The organism is Streptomyces sp. AC558_RSS880 (genome assembly GCF_019049255.1).
In the GTDB taxonomy this organism is placed as follows: domain Bacteria; phylum Actinomycetota; class Actinomycetes; order Streptomycetales; family Streptomycetaceae; genus Streptomyces.
On sequence record NZ_JAGMUJ010000030.1, the window covers coordinates 269,815 to 293,285 of the forward strand.

Genomic DNA, 23,471 nt, shown 5'->3' on the forward strand with positions numbered 1-23,471 from the left:
ATGAACCAGCCACTCGCGGGCTATGCCCCCGCCCCCGTCACCGCCCGCATGGAGAACCACGGCAACCACATGCTGAAGGTCGCCATGCAGACCGGGCACGACCTCCTCGCGCGCGTGGGCTCGATGGTCGCCTACGAGGGGTTCGTCCAGTACGAGCCCAACCCGCCGGCCGTCCGCCAGATCGCCAAGGACTGGATGACCGGTGAGGGCGCGCCGCTGATGAAGTGCTCCGGCGACGGCCTGCTCTACCTCGCCGACTACGGCGCCAACGTCGTCGTGATCAACCTCAACGGCGACGGCATCTCCGTCAACGCCACCAATCTGCTCGCCTTCGACGCCCATCTCACGTGGGGCGTGGAGCGGGTCAAGGGCCTGGCGAAGTTCGCCGGACAGGGCCTGTGGAACACCAAGATCTCCGGACAGGGCTGGGTCGCGCTGACCTCGCGCGGCAAGCCGATCGTCGTGGACTGCGGTGGCGGCGACGACGAGACGTATGTCGACCCGGACGCCCTGGTCGCCTGGTCCCCGAACCTCAAGGTGAAGGGCAAGCGCAGCTTCCGCGCCCAGTCGCTGATCGGCCGCGGCAGCGGGGAGGCCTACCAGATGGCCTTCTCCGGTCAGGGCATCGTCGTCGTCCAGCCCAGTGAGGACAGCACCGACCGTCTCCGGGTCCGGGGCTGAGGGGGAGCAACCACACCATGCAGAGCCCGCTTTTCGCCTTCAACGACCAGCAGACCCAGGAGCGCTGGAGCCTGCAGAACCAGCAGATGCTCCGCGTCGCCCTGGAGGGCCACGACGACATCCTCGCCCGCAAGGGCACGATGGTCGCCTACCAGGGACTCGTCGAGTTCGACGCCGAGTTCCAGGGCAACAGCGCATCACGCGCGCGTGCGCAGACCGGTGAGGGACTCGACCTGATGCGCTGCCACGGGCAGGGCACGGTCTACCTCGCCAACCTCGCCCAGCGCATCCACGTCATGGAGGTGGAGCAGGACGGGCTGACGGTCGACAGCAGCTATGTGCTCGCGATGGACTCCTCGCTGCACCACGAGGTCATCGCCGTCGACAGCCTGTACGGCATCTCCGGCTCCGGGAAGTACCAGCTCAACATCACAGGCCGCGGCAAGGTCGCCCTGATGACCTCGGGCATGCCGCTGCTGATGCAGGTGACGCCGGACAAGTACGTCAACTGCGACGCCGACGCGATCGTCGCCTGGTCCACGTCCCTGCGCGTGCAGATGCAGGCCCAGACCCACTCCTCCGGGGTGTGGCGGCGCCGCGGCAACACCGGCGAGGGCTGGGAGCTCAGCTTCATGGGCAGCGGCTTCGCGCTCGTCCAGCCCAGCGAACTGCTGCCGCCGCAGAACGCCCAGACGGGCGGCGGCCTCGCCGCGCAGTACGGCGTGGGACAGCAGGGGGCCCGCGGCCAGAACCAGGGCAACGTCTGGAGCTGACCGGGGACGACACAGGGGTGAGGGGCGACCGCCCGGGCGGCCGCCCCTCACCCCTGTGTCAGACGCCCAGTCTCGTCCGGGCCGCTTCCACCAATCGGGTGACGGAGGTGTCCGCCACGTCCGCCACCTCGTCGTACGGGAACCAGCGCAGGTCGAGGGACTCGTCGCTGATCGCCTCGACGGCGCCGGCCGGAGCCAGCGCCGCGTACTGGACGTCCAGGTGCCAGGCGCACGGTGTGTGATGGCGGTCCAGACGCACGGGGCCACCGGCCACCAGGGCCAGTCCCGCGATGCCGGACTCCTCCGTCGCCTCCCGCAGGGCCGCCGCGGCGAGCGAGACGTCACCCGGCTCGCAGTGCCCGCCCATCTGGAGCCACATCCGCAGCTTGCGGTGCAGGGTCAGCAGCACCCGGCCCCGCTCGGGATCGATCACCAGGCCGCTGGCCGTGATGTGGCCGTCCGTACAGGCCTTCCACATGCCGTCCGGATGCGCCGCGAGGTGGTCCAGATAGGTCTGGCGCAGTTCGGACTGGTCCTCGTACCCCTTGAGCACGAGGACGGCGTCGTCGTGGAGGCTCACTCGGCGTCGTCGCCCTTGTTCTCGCTCTTGTCCTCGCCCTCGTCCTTCTTCTTGAGGTCGGGCTTGCCGGCGGCCTCGCCGAGCATCTTGTCCAGCTCGGAGAAGTCGATCTGCTCGCGGTGCACGAAGCCGTCCGGGTCGTCCAGGTCGGTCGCCGTCGGCAGCATGTCCGGGTGCGCCCACAGGGCGTCCCGGCCGTCGACCCCGCGCGCGTCGGTGAGCGAGGCCCACAGGCGTGAGGCGTCGCGCAGTCGGCGCGGGCGCAGCTCCAGACCGATCAGCGTGGCGAACGTCTGCTCCGCCGGGCCCCCCGAGGCGCGGCGGCGGCGCAGCGTCTCGCGCAGCGCGTCGGCCGACGACAGCCGGGGCTTGGCCGCGGCGTGCACCACGGCGTCCACCCAGCCCTCGACGAGCGCCAGCGCCGTCTCCAGCCGGGCCAGGGCGGCCTTCTGCTCCGGCGTGTCCTCCGGCTGGAACATGCCCTGCTGGAGGGCCTCCTGCAGCTGCTCGGGGTTCTGCGGGTCGAACTGGCCGACGACGTCCTCGAGCTTGCCGGTGTCGACCTTGATCCCGCGCGCGTAGCCGTCGACGGCGCCGAACAGGTGTGAGCGCAGCCACGGGACGTGCGCGAACAGGCGCTGGTGGGCGGCCTCGCGCAGGGCGAGATACAGCCGCACCTCCTCCTGGGAGACGCCCAGGTCCTTGCCGAACGTCTCGATGTTCAGCGGCAGCAGCGCGGCCCGGCCGGCCGGGCCCAGCGGCAGGCCGATGTCGGACGAGCCGACGACCTCACCGGCGAGCACGCCGACGGCCTGCCCGATCTGCGTGCCGAACATGGCGCCGCCCATGGAGCGCATCATGCCGATCAGCGGGCCGGCCATGGCCTGCATCTCCTCCGGCAGCACATCGCCCATCGCGTTCCCGACGCGCTCGGCGACCGGGTCGACCAGCTCCCGCCACGCCGGGAGGGTGGCCTCCACCCACTCCGCGCGGCTCCAGGCCACGGCGGAGCTGGCACCCGACGGCAGGGAGGTCGCGTCGTCCAGCCACAGGTCGGCCAGACGGACCGCTTCCTCCACGGCCCTGCGGTCGGCGGGGCCGACGCTCGCGTCCTTCGAACCCTCCGCGGTGCCCTGCGAGACGGTCTGCCGGGCGATCTGCTTGGCCATGTCCCAGTTCACCGGCCCGCCCTCGTAGGAGAGCATCTGGCCGAGCTGCTGGAACGCTGCGCCCAGGTCGGTGGGGTTCAGTGACCCGAACATCGCGGCGAACGGATTGTCCGCGCCCGGGCCGCCAAAGCCTCCGGCTCCGGGCATGCCGAAGCCGAACGGGTTGGCCGGGCCCTGACCACCACCGCTCTGCGGGTCCTTCTTCTTGCCCTCGTCGCCGTCGTCCGGCTCCTCCGGCGGAAGGCCGAATCCGAATGGGGTGTCACTCACGGGTTTCCTCGGCTGGTAGGGCCACCGGTTCTTTCCGGCGGCACGGCTGCCCGACAACACCACCCAGCGTAGACACCTGAAGCGGTTCGGGCCTCGGTGCTTCGCCGACAGCAGGCCTGCGGCAGGATGGATGCCACCTGGTACGTACGCGTCGCTCGCGCTCGTACTGAAGACAACCGCTGGAGACGCCCGGTGAGTTCCCCAGATCCACAGGTTCGCGCAGCGCGAAACGGCCCGACCGCCCCCGCGGCGCGCGGGCCCGTCGTCGCGGTCACCGGTGCCGCGTCCGGCATCGGCGCGCTGCTCACCGCGCGGCTCGCCGCCTCGGAGGAGATCAAGCAGGTCATCGCCATCGACGAGCGGCGCGGCGAGTGCGCCGAGGCGCGCTGGCACATCCTGGACGTACGGGATCCGGCCATCGCGGACAAGCTGCGCGGGGCCGACGTGGTGGTCCATCTCGCGCTCGACCTCGATCTGGAGACCGATGCCGCCGCCCGGACGGCCTACAACGTGCGGGGCACACAGACGGTGCTGACGGCCGCCGCGGCCGCCGGAGTGCGTCGCGTGGTGCTGTGCACGTCGACGATGGTCTACGGGGCGCTGCCGGACAACGAGCTGCCGCTGTCCGAGGACGCGGAGCTGCGGGCCACGGCGGAGGCCACGGGCGTCGGCGACCTCCTGGAGATCGAGCGGCTCGCGCGCCGGGCGCCCAGGGCACACCCGGGGCTCAATGTCACGGTCGTGCGTCCCGCCGTGCTGGTGGGAGGTACCGACACCGCGCTGACCAGGTACTTCGAGTCGCCCAGGCTGCTCGTGGTGGCCGGCTCGCGGCCCGCGTGGCAGTTCTGCCACGTCGAGGATCTGTGCAGCGCCCTGGAGTACGCCGTCCTGGAGAAGGTCGACGGTGAGCTGGCCGTCGGCTGCGACGGGTGGCTGGAGCAGGAGGAGGTCGAGGAGCTCAGCGGGATCCGGCGGATGGAGCTGCCGTCGGCGGTCGCGCTCGGCGCGGCGGCCCGGTTGCACCGGATCGGTCTCACCCCGTCCCCGGCCGGGGACCTGGCGTACACGATGCACCCCTGGGTGGTGAGCGGGAGCCGGCTGCACGACGCCGGGTGGCGGCCCGCGCACACCAATGAGGAGGTGCTCGCGGAGCTGCTGGAGGAGGTGTCCGGCAGGCACACGGTCGCCGGCCGGCGACTGGGGCGCAAGGACGCGACGGCGGCGGGCGCCGCGGGAGCGACGGTGGCCCTGCTGGGCGCGGCCGCGGTGGTGCGACGGGCCCGCAAGGCCCGGCGCCGGATCTGACGTGCCTCTTGGAGGAGGCTCCGAGACGTGCCTACTGGAGGAAGCTCCGAACGGGCACGCGCGCGTACCGGGTGATGACGCCGTTCCGCGTCGTCGCCGGGGTGGGGCACGATAGGGGCATGGCATCCACGCACGAGCACCCGGGTGAGCAGGCCGCACAGGACCCGATCAAGCTGATCTCGATCCGCGACACGCCGCTGTCCGTGGACGAGATCCTCCGCGCGGTCGGGGACGACGCGGCCGGCGGGACGGCGCTGTTCGTGGGGACCGTGCGCAACCACGACGGGGGCGCCGACGTCGACGAGCTCGGCTATTCGTGCCACCCCAGCGCCGAGGACGAGATGCGGCGGATCGCCGGGAAGGTGGCCGCCGAGTACCCCGTTCGGGCGCTGGCCGCCGTCCACCGGGTGGGGGACCTCCGGGTCGGGGACCTGGCCGTGGTCGTCGGCGTGTCGTGCCCGCACCGGGGGGAGGCCTTCGAGGCCTGCCGGAAGCTGATCGACGACCTCAAGCACGAGGTGCCCATCTGGAAGCACCAGCGGTTCTCGGACGGCACCGAGGAATGGGTCGGCGCGTAGCGCCGTCGTCGAGGGGTGGTGGTCGGGCGACAGGAGGGCGGGTGGGTGCCTGCTGGAAGCAGGCCCGGACCTCCGGTTGCGTAACCCCACCCCTGGCGTGAGCGTTGTCACTGCTGATGGTTAATCTGCTGATCAGTCAGTGTTGCGGACGCTCATGGGGTTGGGAGGTCGGCATGGCGGCGCTTGCCTGGTTGCTGATTCCGCTTGTGGCCGCGATCGGAGCGGGACTGTGGGGCAGTTGGGCCAATCGCACCCGCAAGGTGCGGGGAGACGGCCCCGAACTCATCGGTTACGCCCGGTTCCGCGAGGCCATGGAAAAACCGCGCTCGGGTAGCTGAAGGCCGAAAACAACAGGTCACGGCGTACGACGTGCAGGGCCGCCCGTCCGGGTGGCCCTGACGGTGCGCTGACAGGCCTGTCCCGTACTGTCGAGGCATGCCACGCCGCACCGCGACGATGCTCGCCTCCACCCTGATGCTGATCGCGCTCCTGTGCGCGGGAGTGTTCATCCCCGTGCCCTACTCGGAGATGTCCCCGGGGCCGACGGTGAACACGCTGGGCGAGCACGACGGCGAGCCGGTGCTGCAGATCGACGGTCGCAGGACCTACCCGGCGGACGGCCACCTCAACATGACCACGGTACGGGTCACCAGCGCCGACTACCGGATGAACCTCGTCGAGGCCGTCTACGGATGGCTCGCGCACGACAACAAGGTCGTTCCGCACGAGACCCTCTACCCCGACGGCAAGACGGAGGAGGAGTCCACCCAGGAGAACGCCGAGGAATTCAGCCAGTCCCAGGAGAGCGCCAAGGTCGCGGCCCTGAAGGAACTCGACGTCCCGGTGGAGTCCTGGGTGATCGTCTCCACGGTGGTCAAGGGGTCCCCGTCCGAGGGCGAGCTGCACGCGGGCGACGTGATCAAGGCCGTCGACGGCAAGGCGGTGAAGGAGCCGGCCGACGTCGCCGAGCGGGTGACCGAGCACGAGCCGGGTGAGGACGTCGTCTTCACGATCGTGCCGGCCAAGGAGCAGGCCGCCGCCGAGAAGGAGAACCGGGCGGCGACGAAGACCGAGAAGGTGACGATCACCACCACGGCCTCCGAGGACGGCGGCGAGAAGCGCGCCATCGTCGGGATCTCCGCCGGGACCGACCACACCTTCCCGTTCACCATCGACATCAAGCTCGCCGACGTCGGCGGGCCGAGCGCGGGCCTGATGTTCGCCCTCGGCATCTACGACAAGCTCACCCCGGGCAGCCTGACCGGCGGCACGTTCGTCGCCGGCACCGGCACGATCGACGACGACGGCAAGGTCGGGCCGATCGGCGGGATCGAGATGAAGACGGTCGGCGCGCGCAGCAAGGGCGCCCAGTACTTCCTCACGCCCGCCGACAACTGCGCGTCCGCCGCCAAGGACACCCCAAAGGGCCTCACCCTGGTGAAGGTGGACACCATCGACGACGCCCTGGACGCCCTGAAGGACATCCGCTCCGGCGACACCTCGGACCTGCCGACGTGCACGGCGTCCTGACCCGTCCCGCTACTCCTCGAACGTCGCCGCCAGCGCCTGGGCCAGGCCCGGCACGAGTTCGGAGCCGGTGAGGACCTCCGTGGCGGAGTCCTTCTCACGCAGTCGCAGAGCCGACTCGCGGGCCCCGTCGCGCAGCACCGCGACCGTCATCCGGACCTCCTGACGCTCCGGGTGCCGCGCCACCCACTTCGTCAGCGCGGCCTCGTCCAGGTCCTTGGGGACCTGGGCCTCGGCCGACGGCGGCAGCATCAGCCGTTCCACGGTCAGGGCGCAGCCGGTCACCGAGTCGGGCCAGGCGATGGTGCCCAGGAACTCGTCGAGCGGCTTGCCCGTTGGAATCTCGTCCTGCTCGATCGGGGTGAGCGCGGTTGTCTCCTGTTCGTCGCCCAGACCGAGCCGGTCCGCGAGCGAGGGCTGTTCGGCCCGCAGCCGGGCGGTGTCGACGAGGGCGAACAGGCGGGCGGGCTGGTCCCAGCCGAGGCCGGAGACGTACTCGTCGATCTCGAGCACGGCCCGGGTGAGCGGATTGGCCGCCATGGGTGTGTTGGACATGGTCACAATCCTCTCTCGTTCCCGGCCGGAATCGGGAACCGAGTAAAGCGTGAGTAAGTTGCATAGGTGTGGGCCCACGATCACGGGGGGCCACGCACGGTCCGTGAAGACGCGGGCCTGACGAATCAACAGCGAACTTCGAGGTGCCTACCTTGGCTTTCCAGATGCCGGACCGCGGCGGAGGCCCGACGGGGCCACGGATCAGAGTGGGCCGGCCGTCCCGACGGGTCCGGACCCTGCTCATGACACTGGGCGTCCTGGCCGTCCTCGGCATGGTGTTCACCATGTTCGCGGGCTTCTGGACCGACTGGCTGTGGTATCGCTCGGTCAACTACTCGTCGGTGTTCACGACGACCCTGTGGACCAAGATCGGGCTGTTCTTCGTCTTCGGTCTGCTGATGGCCCTCGCGGTCGGCTTCAACGTCTGGCTGGCACACCGGATGCGGCCACCGCTGAGCGCCATGTCGATGGAGCAGCAGAACCTCGACCGGTACCGGATGGGCATCGCCCCGTACAAGAAGTGGCTGCTGCTCGGCATCACCGCGCTGGTGGGTCTGATCGCCGGCGCCTCGGCGTCGGGCCAGTGGCGGACCTGGCTGATGTGGGTCAACGGCGTGTCCTTCGGCCAGAAGGACCCGCAGTTCAAGCTCGACGTCTCCTTCTACGCCTTCGACCTGCCCTGGTACCGGTTCCTGCTCGGCTTCGGCTTCGCCGCCACGATCCTGGCGCTGATCGCCGCCGCGCTCACCCACTACCTGTACGGCGGGCTGCGCATCACCAGTCCGGGCGCGCGCGCCACGGCCGCGGCCACCGGACACCTGTCGGTGCTCCTCGGCGTCTTCGTCACCCTGAAGGCGGTCGCCTACTGGCTCGACCGGTACGGACTGGCGGTGAAGTCCAGCGACTTCAAGGCCACCGACAGCTGGACGGGCCTCAGGTACGTCGACGCCAACGCCTATCTGCCGGCCAAGACGATCCTGTTCTGCATCGCCGTGATCTGCGCGCTGCTGTTCTTCGCCACCCTGTGGCGGCGCACCTGGCAGCTGCCCGTGATCGGCTTCGGCCTGATGGTGCTGTCGGCGATCCTCATCGGCGGCCTGTACCCGGCGATCGTGCAGAAGTTCCAGGTCCAGCCGAACGAGCAGGCCAAGGAAGCGCCGTACGTCGAGAAGAACCTCAAGGCCACGCGTGAGGCCTACGGCATCGACGACTCCAAGGTCACCGACTACCCGGGCACGAGCCAGACCGAGGACAAGACCCAGCTGCGGGACGACGTCACCGACACGGCGAGCATCCGGATCATGGACCCGAACATCGTCTCGCCGACGTTCCAGCAGCTCCAGCAGATCAGGAACTACTACGCGTTCCCGACCAACCTGGACGTCGACCGGTACCCCATCGGCGGCAAGGAGCAGGACACGGTCATCGGTCTGCGCGAGCTGAACCTCGAGGGCATCCCCAAGCGGAACTGGATCAACGACCACTTCCGCTACACCCACGGATACGGTGTCGTCGCGGCCGAGGGCACCAGCGTGGACTCCGGCGGCCGTCCGGACTTCATCGAGTCCGACCTGCCGTCCAAGGGAGAACTCCCGGAGTACGAGCAGCGCGTCTACTACGGCGAGCGCACCACCACGTACTCGATCGTCGGCGGTCCCCAGAAGGAGATCGACTACTCCGACGACAGCGGCGAGAAGACGTACAGCTACCGGGGCGACAGTGGGGTCGACCTCGAGAACCCGATCAACCGGGCCGCCTACGCGGTCGCGTTCAACGAGCCGCAGATCCTGTACTCCGGGGCGATCGGCGAGGGTTCGCGGATCCTGTACAACCGCACGCCCAAGGAGCGCGTCGAGGCGATCGCCCCGTGGCTGACCATCGACGGCGACGCCTACCCGGCGGTCGTGGACGGCCGTATCCAGTGGATCGTCGACGCCTACACGACCACCAACGGCTATCCGTACGCGTCGCGGACGACCCTCGGTGACACCACGGCCGACTCGCTGACCGCCACCAACGACCAGCGCGCGGTGGTGGCCCAGCAGAACCAGGTCAACTACATCCGCAACTCGGTGAAGGCGACCGTCGACGCGTACAGCGGCGAGGTCAAGCTCTACCAGTGGGACACCCAGGACCCCGTCCTGAAGACCTGGATGAAGGCGTTCCCGGACACGGTGCAGCCGAAGACCGAGATCTCCGGCGAGCTGATGGCCCACCTGCGGTACCCGCAGGACCTGTTCAAGGTGCAGCGCGAACTGCTGACCCGCTACCACGTGAAGGACGCCACGACGTTCCTCTCGGGCAGCGAGGTGTGGCAGGTGCCGGACGACCCGACCAACAAGACGGGCGACGCGGTGCCTCCGTACTACCTGAGCATGAAGATGCCCGACCAGCAGGAGCAGACCTTCTCGCTCACCACGACGTTCACGCCGAACGGGCGTGACAACCTCAGTGCCTTCATGGCGGTGAACGCCGATCCGGGCACCGATGACTACGGCAAGATCAGAGTGCTGAAACTGCCGACCAGCACCACGGCCGCCGGACCCAAACAGGTCCAGAGCCAGTTCAACTCCGAGCAGGACATCGCTGAGTCCATCAGGCTGCTGAGAGGCGGCGACTCCGAGGTCGAGTACGGCAATCTCCTGGCCGTCCCGCTCGACGGAGGACTGCTCTACGTGGAGCCGGTCTACGTACGCGGTGGTGGACTGAAGTACCCGCTGCTGCGGAAGGTGCTGGTGACCTACGGAGGCCAGACCGCCTTCGAGGACACCCTCGACCAGGCCCTCGCCAAGGTCTTCGGGGGTGAGGGCACGGCCACCGAGCCACCACCGGGCGAGGACGAGGGAACCGGCGAGGAGGAAGGCACGACGCCACCGCCGACGTCCGACGACCCGACGGTCCAGGAAGCGCTGAACGACGCCCAGAAGGCCTTCGAGGCCGGCCAGGAAGCCCTGAAGAAGAACGACTGGGAGGCCTACGGCCAGGCGCAGAAGGACCTGGAGGAAGCGTTGCGCAAGGCCGAGGAGGCCCAGTCGGCAGAAGGGGGCGGCGGCGTCGGCGACGGGGACAGCGGTCCCGGTCCCGACGCGAGCCCGAGCAGTTAGCGAGCAGGCTGGTCAGACGTCCGTCCCGCGCCGTGCTACGGTTGCAACGCAACGGCGCGGGGTGGAGCAGCTCGGTAGCTCGCTGGGCTCATAACCCAGAGGTCGCAGGTTCAAATCCTGTCCCCGCTACTCACGTCGCGAAGTCAGCGACATCAAAGGCCCGGATTCCTCCAGGAATCCGGGCCTTTGTGATGGGCGAACGCATGTGCCTGGGCGGGTGACGGCCGTGCCGCCGACGGGAGTTGGCGGATCTGTGTTTGACTTGTCTCTCTGTGGGCATGTCGACAAAACGCTGTAGTGACCTCACTGACTGCGGTATACCAGGTGTACCCAGGTTGCAGGTGGTGCGACGATGGATGGTATGGGGGACAAGGCAACTCTGTTCGGGACAGGGCGTTTTGTGCAGTCCTCCCCTCGGGAGGAACCCCGCGACGAGACGGGGGAGGCCGCCGACGAGGCGGCCGAGGAGCTGCGTCAGCGGCTCGCCGCCGAGGCCGGCGACGTCGAGGCGATGAGCGTCCTCGGCGCCATGCTGCTGCGCCGCGGTGATCTCGACGGAGCCGAACCCCATCTGCGTGCCGCCACCACCGCGGGCGACCGCGCCGCCGCCAACAACCTGGGCGTCCTGCTGCACCAGCGGGGCTACGCCGACGAGGCCGCGGGCTGGTGGCGGATCGCCGCCGTGGCCGGCTCCACCGCGGCGGCCCACGCGCTCGGCCGCCACCACCGGGAGCGAGGGGACGAACCCGCCGCCGAGTACTGGCTGCGCCAGTCCGCCGAACAGGGTCACACCCTCGGCGCGTACGCCCTTGCCGACCTGCTGGAACACCGCGGGGACACGGTCCAGGCCGAGCGCTGGATGCGGGCCGCCGCCGAGCGGGGGCACCGGGAAGGGGCGTACCGGCTGGCCCGCGCGCTGGACCGCAGGGCCGCGCGGGAGAGCGACGACGGTGCCGCGGCGCTGGTGCGGGAGGCCGAGCAGTGGTACCGGCAGGCCGCCGCGCGGGGACACCGCCGGGCCGCGCTGCACCTCGGGACGATCCTGGAGCGCCGCGGCGAGCTCAAGGAGGCCGGCCGCTGGTACCTGACCTCCGCCAAGGACGGCGAGGCCCGGGCCGCCTGCGCGCTCGGCTTCCTGCTGCGCGACGCCGGGGACACCGAGAACGCCGCCGTGTGGTGGCTGCGGGCCGCACAGGACGGCGACGGCAACGCCGCCAACGCGCTGGGCGCGCTGCACGCCGAGCGGGGCGAGACCCAGACCGCCGAGCGCTGGTACCGGGCCGCGATGGACGCCGGTGACATCAACGGCGCGTACAACCTCGGGCTGCTCTGCGCCGACCAGGGCCGGACCGCCCAGGCCGAGCAGTGGTACCGCCGGGCCGCGTACGCCGGCCATCGCGAGGCGGCGAACGCGCTGGCGATCCTGCTGCTGCGGGCCGGGGACGAGACCGGAGCGGAGCCGTGGTTCTCCAAGGCCGCGGAGACCGGCAGCGTGGACGCCGCCTTCAACCTCGGCATCCTGCACGCGGGCCGGGGCGAGGAGCGGTCCGCGCTGCGCTGGTACGAGCGGGCGGCGGCCGCCGGGCACATGGAAGCGGCGCTCCAGGTCGGGATGGCGCGGCTGCGGGAGGGCGAGGAGAGCGAGGCGGAGCGGTTCCTGCGGTGCGCGGCGGGCGGGGGGAGCGCGGAGGCCGCGTACCGGCTGGCCACGGTGCTGGACGCCCGCAGGCCGCCGGAGCCCGCGCACGAGCTGGGGGAGCCGGTGAACCGGCGCAGCGAGTGCGAGGAGTGGTACGAGCGGGCCGCTTCCCAGGGTCACCGGCGGGCGCAGGTGCGGGTCGGGATGCTCGCGGCGGCCCGGGGGGACGTGGTGGAGGCGGCGCGCTGGTACCGGGAGGCGGCGGAGGCCGGGTCGCGCAACGGCGCCTTCAATCTGGGGTTGCTGCTGGCCCGTGAGGGCAGTGAGCCGGAGGCGGCCGTGTGGTGGACCCGGGCGGCCGATGCGGGGCACGGGCGGGCGGCGCTGCGGCTCGCGCTGGTCTACGCGCGGCGGGGGGAGCTGGCGGAGGGGCAGCGGTGGGCGGAGCGGGCGGTGGCGCTGGGGCCGGCGGCGGTCGCGGAGCGGGCCACTCGGCTGCGGGACGCGCTGCGTGAGGAACTGTCGGCATGACGGGTGGGCCGGGGGCTGGTCGTGCGGCCCGGCGCTGGCGGGTGCCTCCCCCACGCTCGGCTTCTCCTCACTCTCGGCTTCGCTCGGGCGGAGGGACCCCATGAGCGGGAGGTGCCCCCATCGCCCACCCTCCCCCACTCTCGACTCCGCTCGAGTGGGGGACCCCCATCGGCCCTGGAGTACCTCCCAGGCCCTTGAGGCACTGGGGGAGGCACGATCGCTCGCAGTGGCGCGCGGGAACGGATTTGCTTCTGTTGGACGTCTTCACGTAGTGTTTCATTCATCGACGCGGGGTGGAGCAGCTCGGTAGCTCGCTGGGCTCATAACCCAGAGGTCGCAGGTTCAAATCCTGTCCCCGCTACTGAAGGCCGAGGGCCGGAATCCGACAGGGTTCCGGCCCTCGGTGCGTACGGCGCGTCCGGACGGCAGAGGAGAAGCCCCGGCACCCATCGGTGCCGGGGCTCGCTCGTGTGTCTCAGGCCGCCGCGCAGTTCGGGCAGACTCCGCGGTACGTCACCTCGACGTCGGAGACCGTGAAGCCGAAGCGCTCCGTGTCGGGGAGGTCGGCCAGCGGATTGCCGGTCGGGTGGACGTCGCGGATCGCGCCGCACTGCGCGCACACCAGGTGGTGGTGCGGGCGGTGGGCGTTGGGGTCGTACCTCTTGGCCCGCTTGTCCGTGGCGACCTCCAGCACCTCACCGAGCGAGACCAGCTCGCCCAGGGTGTTGTAGACGGTCGCCCGGGAGATCTCGGGCAGCTTGGCGACAGCCCTGGCGTGCACCTCGTCGGCCGTCAGGTGGACGTGTTCGCCGTCGAGGACCTCGGCCACGACACGGCGCTGCGCGGTCATCCGCCATCCACGTCCGCGGAGCCGATCCAAAAGGTCACTCATAGGCACCAGCCTAACAGCAGGGGGAAAGGAATCCCGAACGGGTGTGACTTTGGAGCTTTACTTGACTTAGACATTGTCCATTGTAGGATCGAGATCGGATTTGGCCAAGGCACGGTTTGGTCAGCAAGGACGCAGGAGGCGCACGTGACGCAGGGACCGCTCACTACGGAGGCCGGTGCTCCGGTAGCCGACAACCAGAACAGCGAGACCGCGGGCGTCGGTGGCCCGGTCCTCGTTCAGGACCAGCTCCTCATCGAGAAGCTGGCCCACTTCAACCGCGAGCGCATCCCGGAGCGTGTGGTGCACGCCCGCGGTGCCGGTGCCTACGGCACCTTCACGGTGACCGCCGACGTCACGCAGTACACGCGGGCCGCGTTCCTCTCCGAGGTCGGCAAGGAGACGGAGACCTTCCTGCGCTTCTCGACGGTGGCCGGCAACCTGGGCGCCGCGGACGCCGTGCGCGACCCGCGCGGTTTCGCGCTGAAGTTCTACACCGAGGAGGGCAACTACGACCTCGTCGGCAACAACACCCCGGTGTTCTTCATCCGGGACGCGATCAAGTTCCCGGACTTCATCCACACCCAGAAGCGCGACCCGTACACGGGCTCGACGGAGGCGGACAACGTCTTCGACTTCTGGGGTCTGTCGCCGGAGTCCACGCACCAGGTGACCTGGCTGTTCGGTGACCGCGGCATCCCGGCGTCGTACCGCCACATGGACGGCTTCGGCTCGCACACCTACCAGTGGAACAACGAGGCCGGCGAGGTCTTCTGGGTCAAGTACCACTTCAAGACGGACCAGGGCATCAAGAACCTGACCGCCGAGGAGGCCGAGATCCTCGCGGGCAAGGACCCCGACTCCCACCAGCGGGACCTGCGCGAGGCCATCGAGCGCGGCGAGTTCCCGTCCTGGACCGTCTACGTCCAGGTGATGCCGGCGGCCGAGGCGGCCACGTACCGCTTCAACCCGTTCGACCTGACCAAGGTCTGGCCGCACGCGGACTACCCGCTGATCGAGTTCGGCAAGCTGGAGCTCAACCGCAACCCGGAGAACATCTTCGCCGAGGTCGAGCAGTCCATCTTCAGCCCCGCCCACTTCGTGCCGGGCATCGGTCCCTCCCCGGACAAGATGCTCCAGGGCCGCCTCTTCGCGTACGGCGACGCCCACCGCTACCGCGTCGGCATCAACGCCGACCACCTGCCGGTGAACCGCCCGCACGCCACCGAGGCGCGCACCAACTCCCGTGACGGCTACCTGTACGACGGCCGCCACAAGGGCGCGAAGAACTACGAGCCGAACAGCTTCGGCGGTCCGACCCAGACGGGGCGTCCGCTGTGGCAGCCCATCCCCGTGACCGGTGTCACCGGTGAGACGGTCACGCCCGTCCACGCCGAGGACAACGACTTCGTCCAGGCGGGCAACCTGTACCGGCTGATGACGGAGGAGGAGAAGGAGCGCCTGGTGAACAACCTGGCGGGCGCCATCTCCGGGGTCACGCGTGACGAGATCGCCGACCGCGCGATCAACAACTTCCGTCAGGCGGACGAGGACTTCGGCAAGCGGCTGGAGGCCGCGGTCCAGGCCCTGCGCGGCTGATTCCAGCGCTGGACCGCTTGCCGAAACACGGGCCGGACCCCCTCTCGGGGCCCGGCCCGTTCCGCGTGTCACTACGCCGGTACCTGCTGGGCCCGCCGCCGCTCCGGCGCCCAGCAGCGGATGATGTCGCGGACCGAGACGACGCCGGCGGGCTCGCCCCGGTCGAGGACGATCAGATGGCGGAAACCGCCGTGGGTCATGGCGACAGCGGCCTCCTCCAGGGTCCAGGACGGGGCGGCGAACACGACGTCGGTGGTGGTGTGGGCGTGGGCGTGCTCGGTGTCGGGGTCCTGGCCGAGCCCGACGGAGTTGAGCACGTCCCGCTCGGTGAGGATGCCGATGCCGGTGCCGTCGGGATCGAGGACCACGGCCGCGCCCACCCGGCGGGCGGACATCAGGGTGGCGGCCTGGCGGAGGGTGTGGGCGGGGCCGATGGTGAGGACCACGGTGCTCATGGCGTCACGGACGAGCATGGATGGAGCCACCTCCTACCGGAAAACGCGAGGCCACGGACGTGAGGGCCCGTTCGTTCGCGATTTCACAAGTTCACAAGTGGGGGGGACTCTCAGAGTGGCAGGCAGAGCGGGGGTCAACAAGAGGGCGCGTGCGGCCGATCGGGGGCGCGCACGCTCGCCCGTGCCGCTCAGTAACGCTGGTTGAGGTACCCCAGCAACTCGTCGTGCAGCAGCCCGTTCGACGCGGCCGCGTTGCCGCTGTGCGGGCCGGGGCGGCCGTCGAGCCCGGTGAAACTGCCGCCCGCCTCCGTGACCACGATCGCGGTGGCCGCCATGTCCCACAGCGACAACTCCGGCTCGGCGCACAGGTCCACCGCTCCCTCGGCGACCATCATGTAGGGCCAGAAGTCGCCGTACGCGCGCGTGCGCCACACCTCGCGGGTGAGGTCGAGGAAGCCGTCCAGGCGTCCCTGCTCCTCCCAGCCGCTGAGCGAGGAGTACGCGAAGGAGGCGTCGGACAGCTTGGAGACGCGGGAGACCCGCAGCCGGGAGGCCGACGACAGACTGCGGCCGCTGAAGGCGCCGTGCCCCTGCGCGGCCCACCAGCGACGGCCGAGGGCGGGGGCGGAGACCACCCCGACGACCGGCTGGAAGCCCCCCTCACCGGCCTCCATCAGGGAGATCAGCGTGGCCCACACGGGAACCCCGCGCACGTAGTTCTTGGTGCCGTCGATCGGGTCGATCACCCAGCGTCGGGGTCCCGTGCCCTCCACCCCGTACTCCTCGCCCAGGACCGCGTCCCTCGGGCGGGCGCGTTTGAGGTGATTGCGGATGAGTTCCTCGGCGGCCTTGTCCGCCTCACTCACCGGCGTCATGTCGGGTTTGGTCTCCACCTTGAGGTCGAGAGCCTTGAACCGTTCCATCGTCGCGGCGTCGGCGGCGTCCGCCAGGACATGGGCGAAACGCAGGTCGTCGAGGTAGTCGGGCATGCAACGAACGGTATCTGCCGAGGTCGGTGCGGGGCCACCGGGGGCGGGGCCCGAGAACCCTTGACAGTGCCCGACGGCGCGTCAAATCTAACCGCAGGGTCGGCCGCTCGCCCCGAGGGAGGCGAAGATGCCTGCAGCGCGGGAAGCTCTGCTGGACGCCGCTTACACGGCACTGGCGCGTCGGCCCTGGCCCGCGGTGCGGATGGTGGACGTGGCCGCCGCGGCCGGAGTCTCCCGCCAGACGCTGTACAACGAGTTCGGCAGCAAGGACGGCCTCGCCCGGGCCCTCGTCCGCAGGGAGGCCGACGGCTACCTCGCCGGCGTCGACCGCGCCCTCGCCGGCCACGTGGACCCGCGCGACCGGCTGACCGCGACCGCCGAGTGGACCACCGCCAGCGCCCGTGAGAACGCCCTGGTCCGCGCCATGCTCACCGGCTGCTGGGGCGCACGCCTGCCCGCCCCGGGCCTCGCGGCCGTGGCGTCCGGATCCGCCGTGCCCGCGCAGCGCCGTGCCGACGGCCCGCTGCCCTCACCCACCGACCTCGTCGCCCTCGTCCGCGACCGTGCCGTCGCCGTCCTGGCCGGCCCCGGCGTCCCCAGGTCCGACACCGCCGACCTGGCCCGGTCCTGCGAGCTGGTGGTCCGCCTCGCCCTGTCCTGCGTCACCGCGCCCCCGGCCGACACCGGCGTCGCCGACCTGGTGCGCGGCGCCCTGCACCGGCCTCCGGTGATGCCGTAGCGGGGTTCAGTGCGCGGACCCCGACAGCTGCAGCCCGATCACGCCGACGATCACGAGCGTGATCGACACGATCTTCAGCGTCGACACCAGGTCCCCGAGGAACACCATCCCGTAGATGGCCGTCCCCGCCGCGCCGATGCCCGTCCACACCGCGTACGCGGGCCCCACGTCCAGCTTCTTCAGCGCCAGCGTCAGCAGCCCGAAGCTGCCCAGCGCGAACGCGCAGAACGCGACGGTCGGCCACAGCCGGGTGAAGCCGTGCGACAGCTTCAGGCACACGGCGAAGCCGGTCTCGAGCAACCCGGCCACGATGACCAGCAGCCACGCCATGTGTCGTCCTCCCGCATTCCCCACGTACAGTGACCGCTTCGTCAGGTTCGACAGGTTCGGGTCCGGCTCGGTGCGAGTATGCACTTACCGCCCGGAGGCCACGACAAACAACGCGGAGGTCAGTCGCCCTCCGTGCGCTCCCGCGTCGCCAGCAGCCGCCGCAGCGAGTACAGCCGCGCCGGATCCGCGTGCCCCTCGGCCACCCACGCGTCCAGCGCGCAGTCCGGCTCGTCGTGACTGCACGCGCGCGGACAGCCCGCCGTGCCCGGCTCGAGATCGGGGAAGGCGAGGATCACCCGGGACGGGTCGACGTGGGCGAGCCCGAAGGACCGCACCCCCGGGGTGTCGATCACCCAGCCCCCGGCACCCGACAGCGGGAGCGCCAGCGCGGACGTCGTCGTGTGCCGCCCCCGCCCGGTCACCGCGTTGACGTGTCCGGTCGTACGTCGCCGCTCCTCCGGCACCAGCGCGTTGACCAGCGTCGTCTTGCCGACCCCGGAGTGCCCCACGAACGCGGTGATCCGGCCGTCCAGCTGCTCCCGGACCCGGTCCGCGGCCTCGCCGCTCTCCAGTTCCGCGCGGCTGGTCACGACGTACGGGATGTCGAGGTCGCCGTAGAGCTCCAGCAGCTTGTCCGGCGGCGCGAGGTCCGACTTGGTCAGCACCAGCAGCGGCTCGAGACCGCCGTCGTACGCCGCGACCAGGCAGCGGTCGATCAGCCGCGGGCGGGGTTCGGGGTCGGCGAGGGCGGTGACGACGGCGAGCTGGTCGGCGTTGGCGACGACGACCCGCTCGTAGGGATCGTCGTCGTCCGCGGTACGGCGCAGCACCGACGCGCGTTCCTCGATCCGCACGATCCGCGCGAGCGTGTCCTTGTCGCCGGTCAGGTCGCCGACGATCGCCACCCGGTCACCGACCACCGCCGCCTTGCGGCCCAGCTCGCGGGCCTTCATCGCCATCACGATCCGGTCGTCGACCAGGCAGGTCAGCCGGCCCCGGTCGACGGTGAGGACCAGGCCCTCGGCGGCGTCCTCGTGCTTGGGCCGGATGTGGGTGCGCGGCCGGTTGCCCTTGCGGTTGGGGCGGGAGCGGATGTCGTCCTCGTCGGTGTGCTTGCCGTAGCGGCGCATGGTGAACCCCTACGCCCCGAGCATCCCGGTCCACAGCTCGGGGAAGTCCGGCAGGGTCTTCGCCGTCGTCGCCACGTTCTCGATCTGCACCCCTTCGACCGCGAGGCCGATGATCGCGCCGGCGGTGGCCATGCGGTGGTCCTCGTAGGTGTGGAAGACCCCGCCGTGCAGCCGGCGGGGGCGGATGTGCAGGCCGTCGGCGGTCTCGGTGACGTCGCCGCCGAGCTCGTTGATCTCCTTGGTCAGCGCGGCCAGCCGGTCCGTCTCGTGCAGCCGCAGGTGGGCCACGCCCCGCAGGGTCGACGGGGAGTCCGCGAGCGCCGCCACGGCCGCGATGCCGGGCGTCAGCTCGCCGACCTCGCCGAGGTCCACGTCGACGCCGTGGACCGACCCGGAGCCGGTGAACACGAGCCCGAACTCGGTCAGCTCGCAGGAACCGCCCATCTCGGTGAAGATCTCCCGCAGCCGGTCACCGGGCTGGGTGGTACGGGCCGGCCAGTCCGGGACGACGACCTTGCCGCCGGTCACCAGCGCCGCCGCCAGGAACGGCTGGGCGTTGGACAGGTCCGGCTCGACGGTCAGGTCCCGGCCGAGCAGGGCGCCCGGCGTGACCCGCCAGACGTTCGGTTCGCCGCCCGACTCGGGGGTGTCCACCTGGGCGCCCACCGCGCGGAGCATGTCGACGGTCATCCGGATGTGCGGCAGGGACGGCAGCGTCGCGCCGGTGTGCCGGACCTCGACGCCCTGGTTGAAGCGCGGCGCCGACAGCAGCAGGGCGCTGACGAACTGGGAGGACGAGGACGCGTCGACCTCCACGGTGCCGCCGTCCAGGGCACCGCCGCCGTGCACGGTCATCGGCAGCGCGCCGCGGTCCTCGTCGTCGATCCGGGCGCCCAGGTGGCGCAGCGCGTCGATGACGCCGTTCAGGGGACGCTCGTAGGAACGCGGGTCGCCGTCGAAGCGGACGGGGCCGTCGGCCAGCGCGGCGACCGGGGGCAGGAATCGCATCACCGTGCCGGCGTTGCCGACGTCGACGGTGGCCGGGCCGCGCAGGCCCGTGGGGAGCACCCGCCAGGCCTCGCCGGTGCCGTCCGGGCCGACGCCCTCCTCGATCTCCACGCCCATCGCGCGCAGGGCGCCGGCCATCAGCAGGGTGTCGCGGGAGCGCAGCGGGCGGCGCAGCCAGCCCGGCTCGGAGGCGAGGGCGGCGAGGACGAGGGCGCGGTTGGTGACCGACTTGGACCCGGGCACGTGGACCGTCGCGTCGACGGCTCCGCTCGCGTGCGGGGCGGGCCAGAGGGCGGTGTGCGTGGGGTTCGGGGCCATGGCCCCACTTTATAAGGAGCCCGGGAGGCGGGCTGTGTTTCGGGTGCGGCTGAGTGGTGGCTCGTCGCGCCCGTGCGGCGGAGCCGCACGGCGGCACGGTCCCGGGCCCCTTTCTGGCCGGCTGCTCGCGGCCCTCGCCGGCAGGCGCGCCGTGGTCTACAGGCCCAGGAGCCACCTGCCTCCGCCTATCAGGGAGCACAGCGACACCGCGTGGAACAGGAAGAACCACAGCCCCGCCGGGGCGTGCGTCAGCCTCGACAGCTGGTCCGCGTCCGAGTCCCCCGCGCCGCCGCGTGACCGCTTGGCCTGGAGCTCGAAGGCCGGGCGCACTCCGCCCAGGAGCAGGAACCAGACCACGGCGTACGCGAACGCCGCCTGCACCTGGGGCCCGGCCAGCCAGGACACCAGGACGAACGTGCCGCCCGTGACCAGCACCGACACCGCCCCGTACGCGTTGCGGATCATCACCAGCATCGCCACCAGCAGCGCCGTGGCCAGCCACAGCAGCAGTGTGATGCGGCCGGCGCCGAGCAGCGCGGCGCCGCCCAGGCCCAGCAGCGGGGGAGCGGTGTAGCCGGCGGCGGCCGTGAGGATCATGCCGATGCCGTGCGGCTTGCCGCGGCTGACGGTCAGACCGCTGGTGTCCGAGTGCAGGCGTATCCCCGTCAGCGTGCGGCCGGTGAGCAGCGCCACCAGGCCGTGCCCGCCCTCGTGGGCGATCGTGACGGCGTTCCGGGACAGCCGCCACAGCCCCTGCGGTACGACGACGGCGGCCGCGGCGACCAGTGTGGCGACGACCACCCACACGTCCGGGTCGGGCTGGGTGCCGGAGACCTCGTCCCAGAGGGAGGCGAATGAGGCGGACGCGGTACTGACCATGCTTTCCATCTGTTTCCGGTTGCTCCCTCTGCGCGTGCGGAGTCTGGCAGTGTTGCACGTATGTGCGGACGGTATCTGAGACGCCGACGTAACAGGGATCGTTCCTGACGGCAAACATGCAGGTCACGGCCTTAAATCCCCGGATCGCTCCGGGGCTCTTGCTTTACCCGTGCTGACTGGGTGCTGACCTGGAGACACCTGTGATCACCCCGGGAAACCTGTCCTGTGCTGGGTCGGTGCTGCTTACCTCATGCTGTCCCGGTTCGGGCGTCGCGTTGTCGTGGGGTCGATCACTGTGTCTGTGCAGCGGACCGTCGTCGCGGACGTATCGCGCCACGCCGCTGGTGTCGGGAGAGCGTGTCCCACTCTGTGAGCGCGAGGGTCGTGGGAATGCTGGCGCGCCCTTGTGGGGTAGACGTGGCTGCTCGCACCGGGCCGTCTCCTTCGATGCTTGCTCGGCCTCGGTGCCCTGGTCATGCAGAGAATTTCTCTGATCTCCCGTGTGTAACGCGCTTTAAAGTGTTCTTCTCCGACGTTCGCTGGAAAGGGGGAATCGGAGTTGAATGTCTTGCCTGGCTGGCAGACGCTGTTGCACGGTTCAGTTACGGGGGTTGGTGGAATATCGGGGGCTGGGTGTGCAGGGGGAATATCACCCTCTGGCTGTGGCCGAGATGGCGGAGCGTGCGCCTGAGGGTGAGTGAGGCCACGGTGCAGAACAGGTGCCAGGTACGGCGCTTGCTGGCGCAGAGAGCCGCTCGGCGGTTGTGTTTCAGGCAGCGATGAGACGAAATGTCTCGAATTCCGATGCGAGTGGAACCGGGGAGGGGGCTTGAGTGGCGAGTGTCTTTCAGAAATGCAAGCGGGATGTCCGGGATCGGAACTATCCCTGCGAGCGTTCAAGATGCGGTCATGGGTGGACGGTGCGGTATCGGGAGCCGGGCGGCAGGCGGGGTCGGCAACGGGAGAAGTCGTTTCCGCGAAGGGTGGGTCCGGACGGCGCGGACGCTTTCGCCGTCAATGTTGAGAACCATAAGAAGGCGGGTGCCGTCGCCGAGGTGGATCCTGCGCGCGGATTTTTGGCCTTGCAGGTCTGGGCGCAGGAGTGGCTCGACGGGCGGACCTTCGGTGAGTCGACACGCCGCAACTATGAGGGGTTCGTTCGCAACCATCTCGTGCCGCGCCTGGGCCGGAGGACACTTGCCGGACTGACGCGGCGCGATTTTGAGAAGTTCGCTAAGGACATCCATGGTTCCGGTGCGGGGCTGGCGGCTTCCACGGTCAAGGTCCGCATGATGATGGTGGCCGCCATGCTGGAGGCGGCCGTCGTCGACAAACGTATCCCGGATAATCCGGCACGGGGTGTGCGGATGCCCCGAGCGGCTGCGCTGGCAGTGGATGGGGACGAGATCCCGACGCCGGGTGAGGTCGATCTGATCGCGGCGCACATCGCGCCGCAGTACCGGCTCACCGTCTACCTTCAGTCGGGCACCGGCCAACGTTCCAGCGAAGCCCTGGCCTTTTCCGGCGAGAGCCGGCGGCCGGGCTTCGTCAGGGTCCGCTGGCAGGTCAGCGCTCAGGCCCACCGGGCGGATTGCCGTGCGGTATTCGTACCCCTGAAGTACCGGAGTGAGGGCGAGTACAGGGACGTTCCGACCGCCCCTTTCGTCGATCAGGAGATCGACGCTCACCTGTCGAGGTGGGAACCGGTGCCGGTGGTCTTCACCGGATGCAGGGGCAAGCGGCGGGTGCTTGAGGTCTTCTTCGCCCCGCGTCCGCGCGGCAAAGGCGCGATGCCTACTGCCTGCACCTACGGCTACCACTTCAAGAAGGCATGCCGGTCGGCCGGGCTGGTCGATGCGGACGGTGAGGCGAAGTACACGCCTGGCCGTTTGAGGCACTTCTTCGCCTCGACCGCGCTGGCCCACGGAGTCCCGATCCACGAGGTCTCGCGCTGGATAGGCCACCGATCGGTCAAAACCACGATCGACATTTACGGACACCTTGTGCCTCGCGCCTGGCATCGCTGCCGGGCGACCCTGCAGGACGCCATGCGGCCCGGGCCCCTCGGCGCAGCGGGGCAGTCACCCGACGGAACAGCCGGCTGTCTGCCCGCAAGCCGTACAGGCGCTGACACCCTCGACGCTGCCTTGTCCCGGTCCGGCTGATTCTGCGCTGACCCGATGGCCGGTACGATGCGTTTCGCAGGCGGGCGGTTGTGATGAACGTGCGGCGTTGGTCCAATCGGTGAGACTGGCCAGAGGGGTTGTCGGCGGCGGCTGAAACGCTTTGGGCCGTCGCCGAGACAGCGAGCGCGTCCAGTGAAGCGCTTAGCGCGGACCACCATGCATCTGGGAGACGAGGGTCTTCGATCACAAGAGCGGCTTGCCCGACCGGCGCGGCGTTGACCAGTTCCATCTCATCCG

General features: G+C 70.4%; 21 protein-coding genes and 2 tRNA genes. 13 read left to right on the top strand and 10 right to left on the bottom strand.

Annotated elements, in window-relative coordinates; genetic code table 11:
- Positions 1–681 carry an AIM24 family protein gene (locus tag KUM38_RS13195; RefSeq protein WP_217129525.1) on the top strand — a complete coding sequence of 227 codons (681 nt, stop codon included), beginning with the start codon at positions 1–3 and terminating at the stop codon, positions 679–681.
- 17 nt (positions 682–698) lie between these two features.
- A complete protein-coding gene (locus KUM38_RS13200) occupies positions 699–1,454 on the top strand; it encodes an AIM24 family protein (RefSeq protein ID WP_217129526.1) in 756 nt (251 codons plus the stop codon).
- Positions 1,455–1,512: 58 nt separating this feature from the next.
- On the opposite strand, the gene KUM38_RS13205 is transcribed toward KUM38_RS13200, so the two are convergent.
- Both KUM38_RS13205 and KUM38_RS13210 read right to left on the bottom strand, forming a co-directional pair.
- On the bottom strand, positions 1,513–2,034 hold the full coding sequence (locus KUM38_RS13205) for an NUDIX hydrolase (protein WP_217129527.1): 522 nt from the start codon (positions 2,032–2,034) through the stop codon (positions 1,513–1,515).
- Positions 2,031–3,473, bottom strand: a complete 1,443-nt coding sequence (locus KUM38_RS13210) for a zinc-dependent metalloprotease (protein WP_217129528.1) — start codon at positions 3,471–3,473, stop codon at positions 2,031–2,033. The genes KUM38_RS13205 and KUM38_RS13210 overlap by 4 nt, the downstream gene beginning before the upstream one ends.
- Before the next feature lie 192 nt (positions 3,474–3,665).
- Here KUM38_RS13210 and KUM38_RS13215 point away from each other — a divergent pair, with 192 nt between their 5' ends.
- The 4 genes from KUM38_RS13215 to KUM38_RS13230 all read left to right on the top strand — a co-directional run bounded on the left by KUM38_RS13215 (position 3,666) and on the right by KUM38_RS13230 (position 6,886).
- Positions 3,666–4,778, top strand: coding sequence for an SDR family oxidoreductase (locus KUM38_RS13215; RefSeq protein WP_217129529.1), 1,113 nt, complete (start codon positions 3,666–3,668; stop codon positions 4,776–4,778).
- Between the two features lie 119 nt (positions 4,779–4,897).
- Positions 4,898–5,356, top strand: coding sequence for a molybdenum cofactor biosynthesis protein MoaE (locus KUM38_RS13220; protein WP_217129530.1), 459 nt, complete (start codon positions 4,898–4,900; stop codon positions 5,354–5,356).
- A 173-nt stretch (positions 5,357–5,529) separates the two neighbouring features.
- Positions 5,530–5,694: a hypothetical protein gene (locus KUM38_RS13225; RefSeq protein ID WP_167534472.1), complete on the top strand. Its 165-nt coding sequence runs from the start codon at positions 5,530–5,532 to the stop codon at positions 5,692–5,694.
- A gap of 97 nt (positions 5,695–5,791) precedes the next feature.
- Positions 5,792–6,886 (top strand): PDZ domain-containing protein, encoded by a 1,095-nt coding sequence (locus tag KUM38_RS13230; RefSeq protein WP_217129531.1) that lies wholly within the window; start codon positions 5,792–5,794, stop codon positions 6,884–6,886.
- 9 nt (positions 6,887–6,895) lie between these two features.
- On the opposite strand, the gene KUM38_RS13235 is transcribed toward KUM38_RS13230, so the two are convergent.
- A complete protein-coding gene (locus KUM38_RS13235; protein ID WP_254397075.1) occupies positions 6,896–7,438 on the bottom strand; it encodes a PPA1309 family protein in 543 nt (180 codons plus the stop codon).
- Between the two features lie 164 nt (positions 7,439–7,602).
- On the opposite strand from KUM38_RS13235, the gene KUM38_RS13240 reads away from it, so the two are divergent.
- The 4 genes from KUM38_RS13240 to KUM38_RS13255 all read left to right on the top strand — a co-directional run bounded on the left by KUM38_RS13240 (position 7,603) and on the right by KUM38_RS13255 (position 13,073).
- Entirely contained in the window at positions 7,603–10,542 is a 2,940-nt protein-coding gene (locus KUM38_RS13240; protein ID WP_254397128.1) for a UPF0182 family protein, read from the top strand.
- Positions 10,543–10,597: 55 nt separating this feature from the next.
- A tRNA-Met gene (locus tag KUM38_RS13245) sits at positions 10,598–10,671 on the top strand.
- A 223-nt stretch (positions 10,672–10,894) separates the two neighbouring features.
- Positions 10,895–12,712, top strand: coding sequence for a tetratricopeptide repeat protein (locus KUM38_RS13250; RefSeq protein WP_217129534.1), 1,818 nt, complete (start codon positions 10,895–10,897; stop codon positions 12,710–12,712).
- A gap of 287 nt (positions 12,713–12,999) precedes the next feature.
- A tRNA-Met gene (locus tag KUM38_RS13255) sits at positions 13,000–13,073 on the top strand.
- 114 nt (positions 13,074–13,187) lie between these two features.
- On the opposite strand, the gene KUM38_RS13260 is transcribed toward KUM38_RS13255, so the two are convergent.
- A complete protein-coding gene (locus KUM38_RS13260; protein ID WP_190161507.1) occupies positions 13,188–13,604 on the bottom strand; it encodes a Fur family transcriptional regulator in 417 nt (138 codons plus the stop codon).
- A 144-nt stretch (positions 13,605–13,748) separates the two neighbouring features.
- Between KUM38_RS13260 and KUM38_RS13265 the strand changes: the two genes are divergently transcribed.
- On the top strand, positions 13,749–15,200 hold the full coding sequence (locus KUM38_RS13265) for a catalase (protein WP_217129535.1): 1,452 nt from the start codon (positions 13,749–13,751) through the stop codon (positions 15,198–15,200).
- Positions 15,201–15,271: 71 nt separating this feature from the next.
- On the opposite strand, the gene KUM38_RS13270 is transcribed toward KUM38_RS13265, so the two are convergent.
- Entirely contained in the window at positions 15,272–15,673 is a 402-nt protein-coding gene (locus KUM38_RS13270; RefSeq protein WP_217129536.1) for a cyclic nucleotide-binding/CBS domain-containing protein, read from the bottom strand.
- Positions 15,674–15,843: 170 nt separating this feature from the next.
- On the bottom strand, positions 15,844–16,644 hold the full coding sequence (gene hisN, locus KUM38_RS13275) for a histidinol-phosphatase (protein WP_217129537.1): 801 nt from the start codon (positions 16,642–16,644) through the stop codon (positions 15,844–15,846).
- 127 nt (positions 16,645–16,771) lie between these two features.
- Between hisN and KUM38_RS13280 the strand changes: the two genes are divergently transcribed.
- Positions 16,772–17,383, top strand: coding sequence for a TetR/AcrR family transcriptional regulator (locus tag KUM38_RS13280; protein WP_217129538.1), 612 nt, complete (start codon positions 16,772–16,774; stop codon positions 17,381–17,383).
- A gap of 6 nt (positions 17,384–17,389) precedes the next feature.
- Here KUM38_RS13280 and KUM38_RS13285 read toward each other — a convergent pair whose 3' ends face one another.
- The 4 genes from KUM38_RS13285 to KUM38_RS13300 all read right to left on the bottom strand — a co-directional run bounded on the left by KUM38_RS13285 (position 17,390) and on the right by KUM38_RS13300 (position 21,048).
- Positions 17,390–17,713, bottom strand: a complete 324-nt coding sequence (locus KUM38_RS13285) for a multidrug efflux SMR transporter (protein ID WP_125504317.1) — start codon at positions 17,711–17,713, stop codon at positions 17,390–17,392.
- A gap of 119 nt (positions 17,714–17,832) precedes the next feature.
- Complete coding sequence (rsgA, locus tag KUM38_RS13290; protein WP_217129539.1) at positions 17,833–18,843, bottom strand: ribosome small subunit-dependent GTPase A; 1,011 nt, start codon at positions 18,841–18,843, stop codon at positions 17,833–17,835.
- Positions 18,844–18,852: 9 nt separating this feature from the next.
- Positions 18,853–20,169, bottom strand: a complete 1,317-nt coding sequence (gene aroA, locus KUM38_RS13295) for a 3-phosphoshikimate 1-carboxyvinyltransferase (RefSeq protein WP_217129540.1) — start codon at positions 20,167–20,169, stop codon at positions 18,853–18,855.
- Positions 20,170–20,325: 156 nt separating this feature from the next.
- Positions 20,326–21,048: a M50 family metallopeptidase gene (locus KUM38_RS13300; protein ID WP_217129541.1), complete on the bottom strand. Its 723-nt coding sequence runs from the start codon at positions 21,046–21,048 to the stop codon at positions 20,326–20,328.
- A 983-nt stretch (positions 21,049–22,031) separates the two neighbouring features.
- Here KUM38_RS13300 and KUM38_RS43265 point away from each other — a divergent pair.
- Positions 22,032–23,213 (top strand): site-specific integrase, encoded by a 1,182-nt coding sequence (locus tag KUM38_RS43265; RefSeq protein ID WP_308408961.1) that lies wholly within the window; start codon positions 22,032–22,034, stop codon positions 23,211–23,213.
- Positions 23,214–23,471 lie beyond the last annotated feature (258 nt).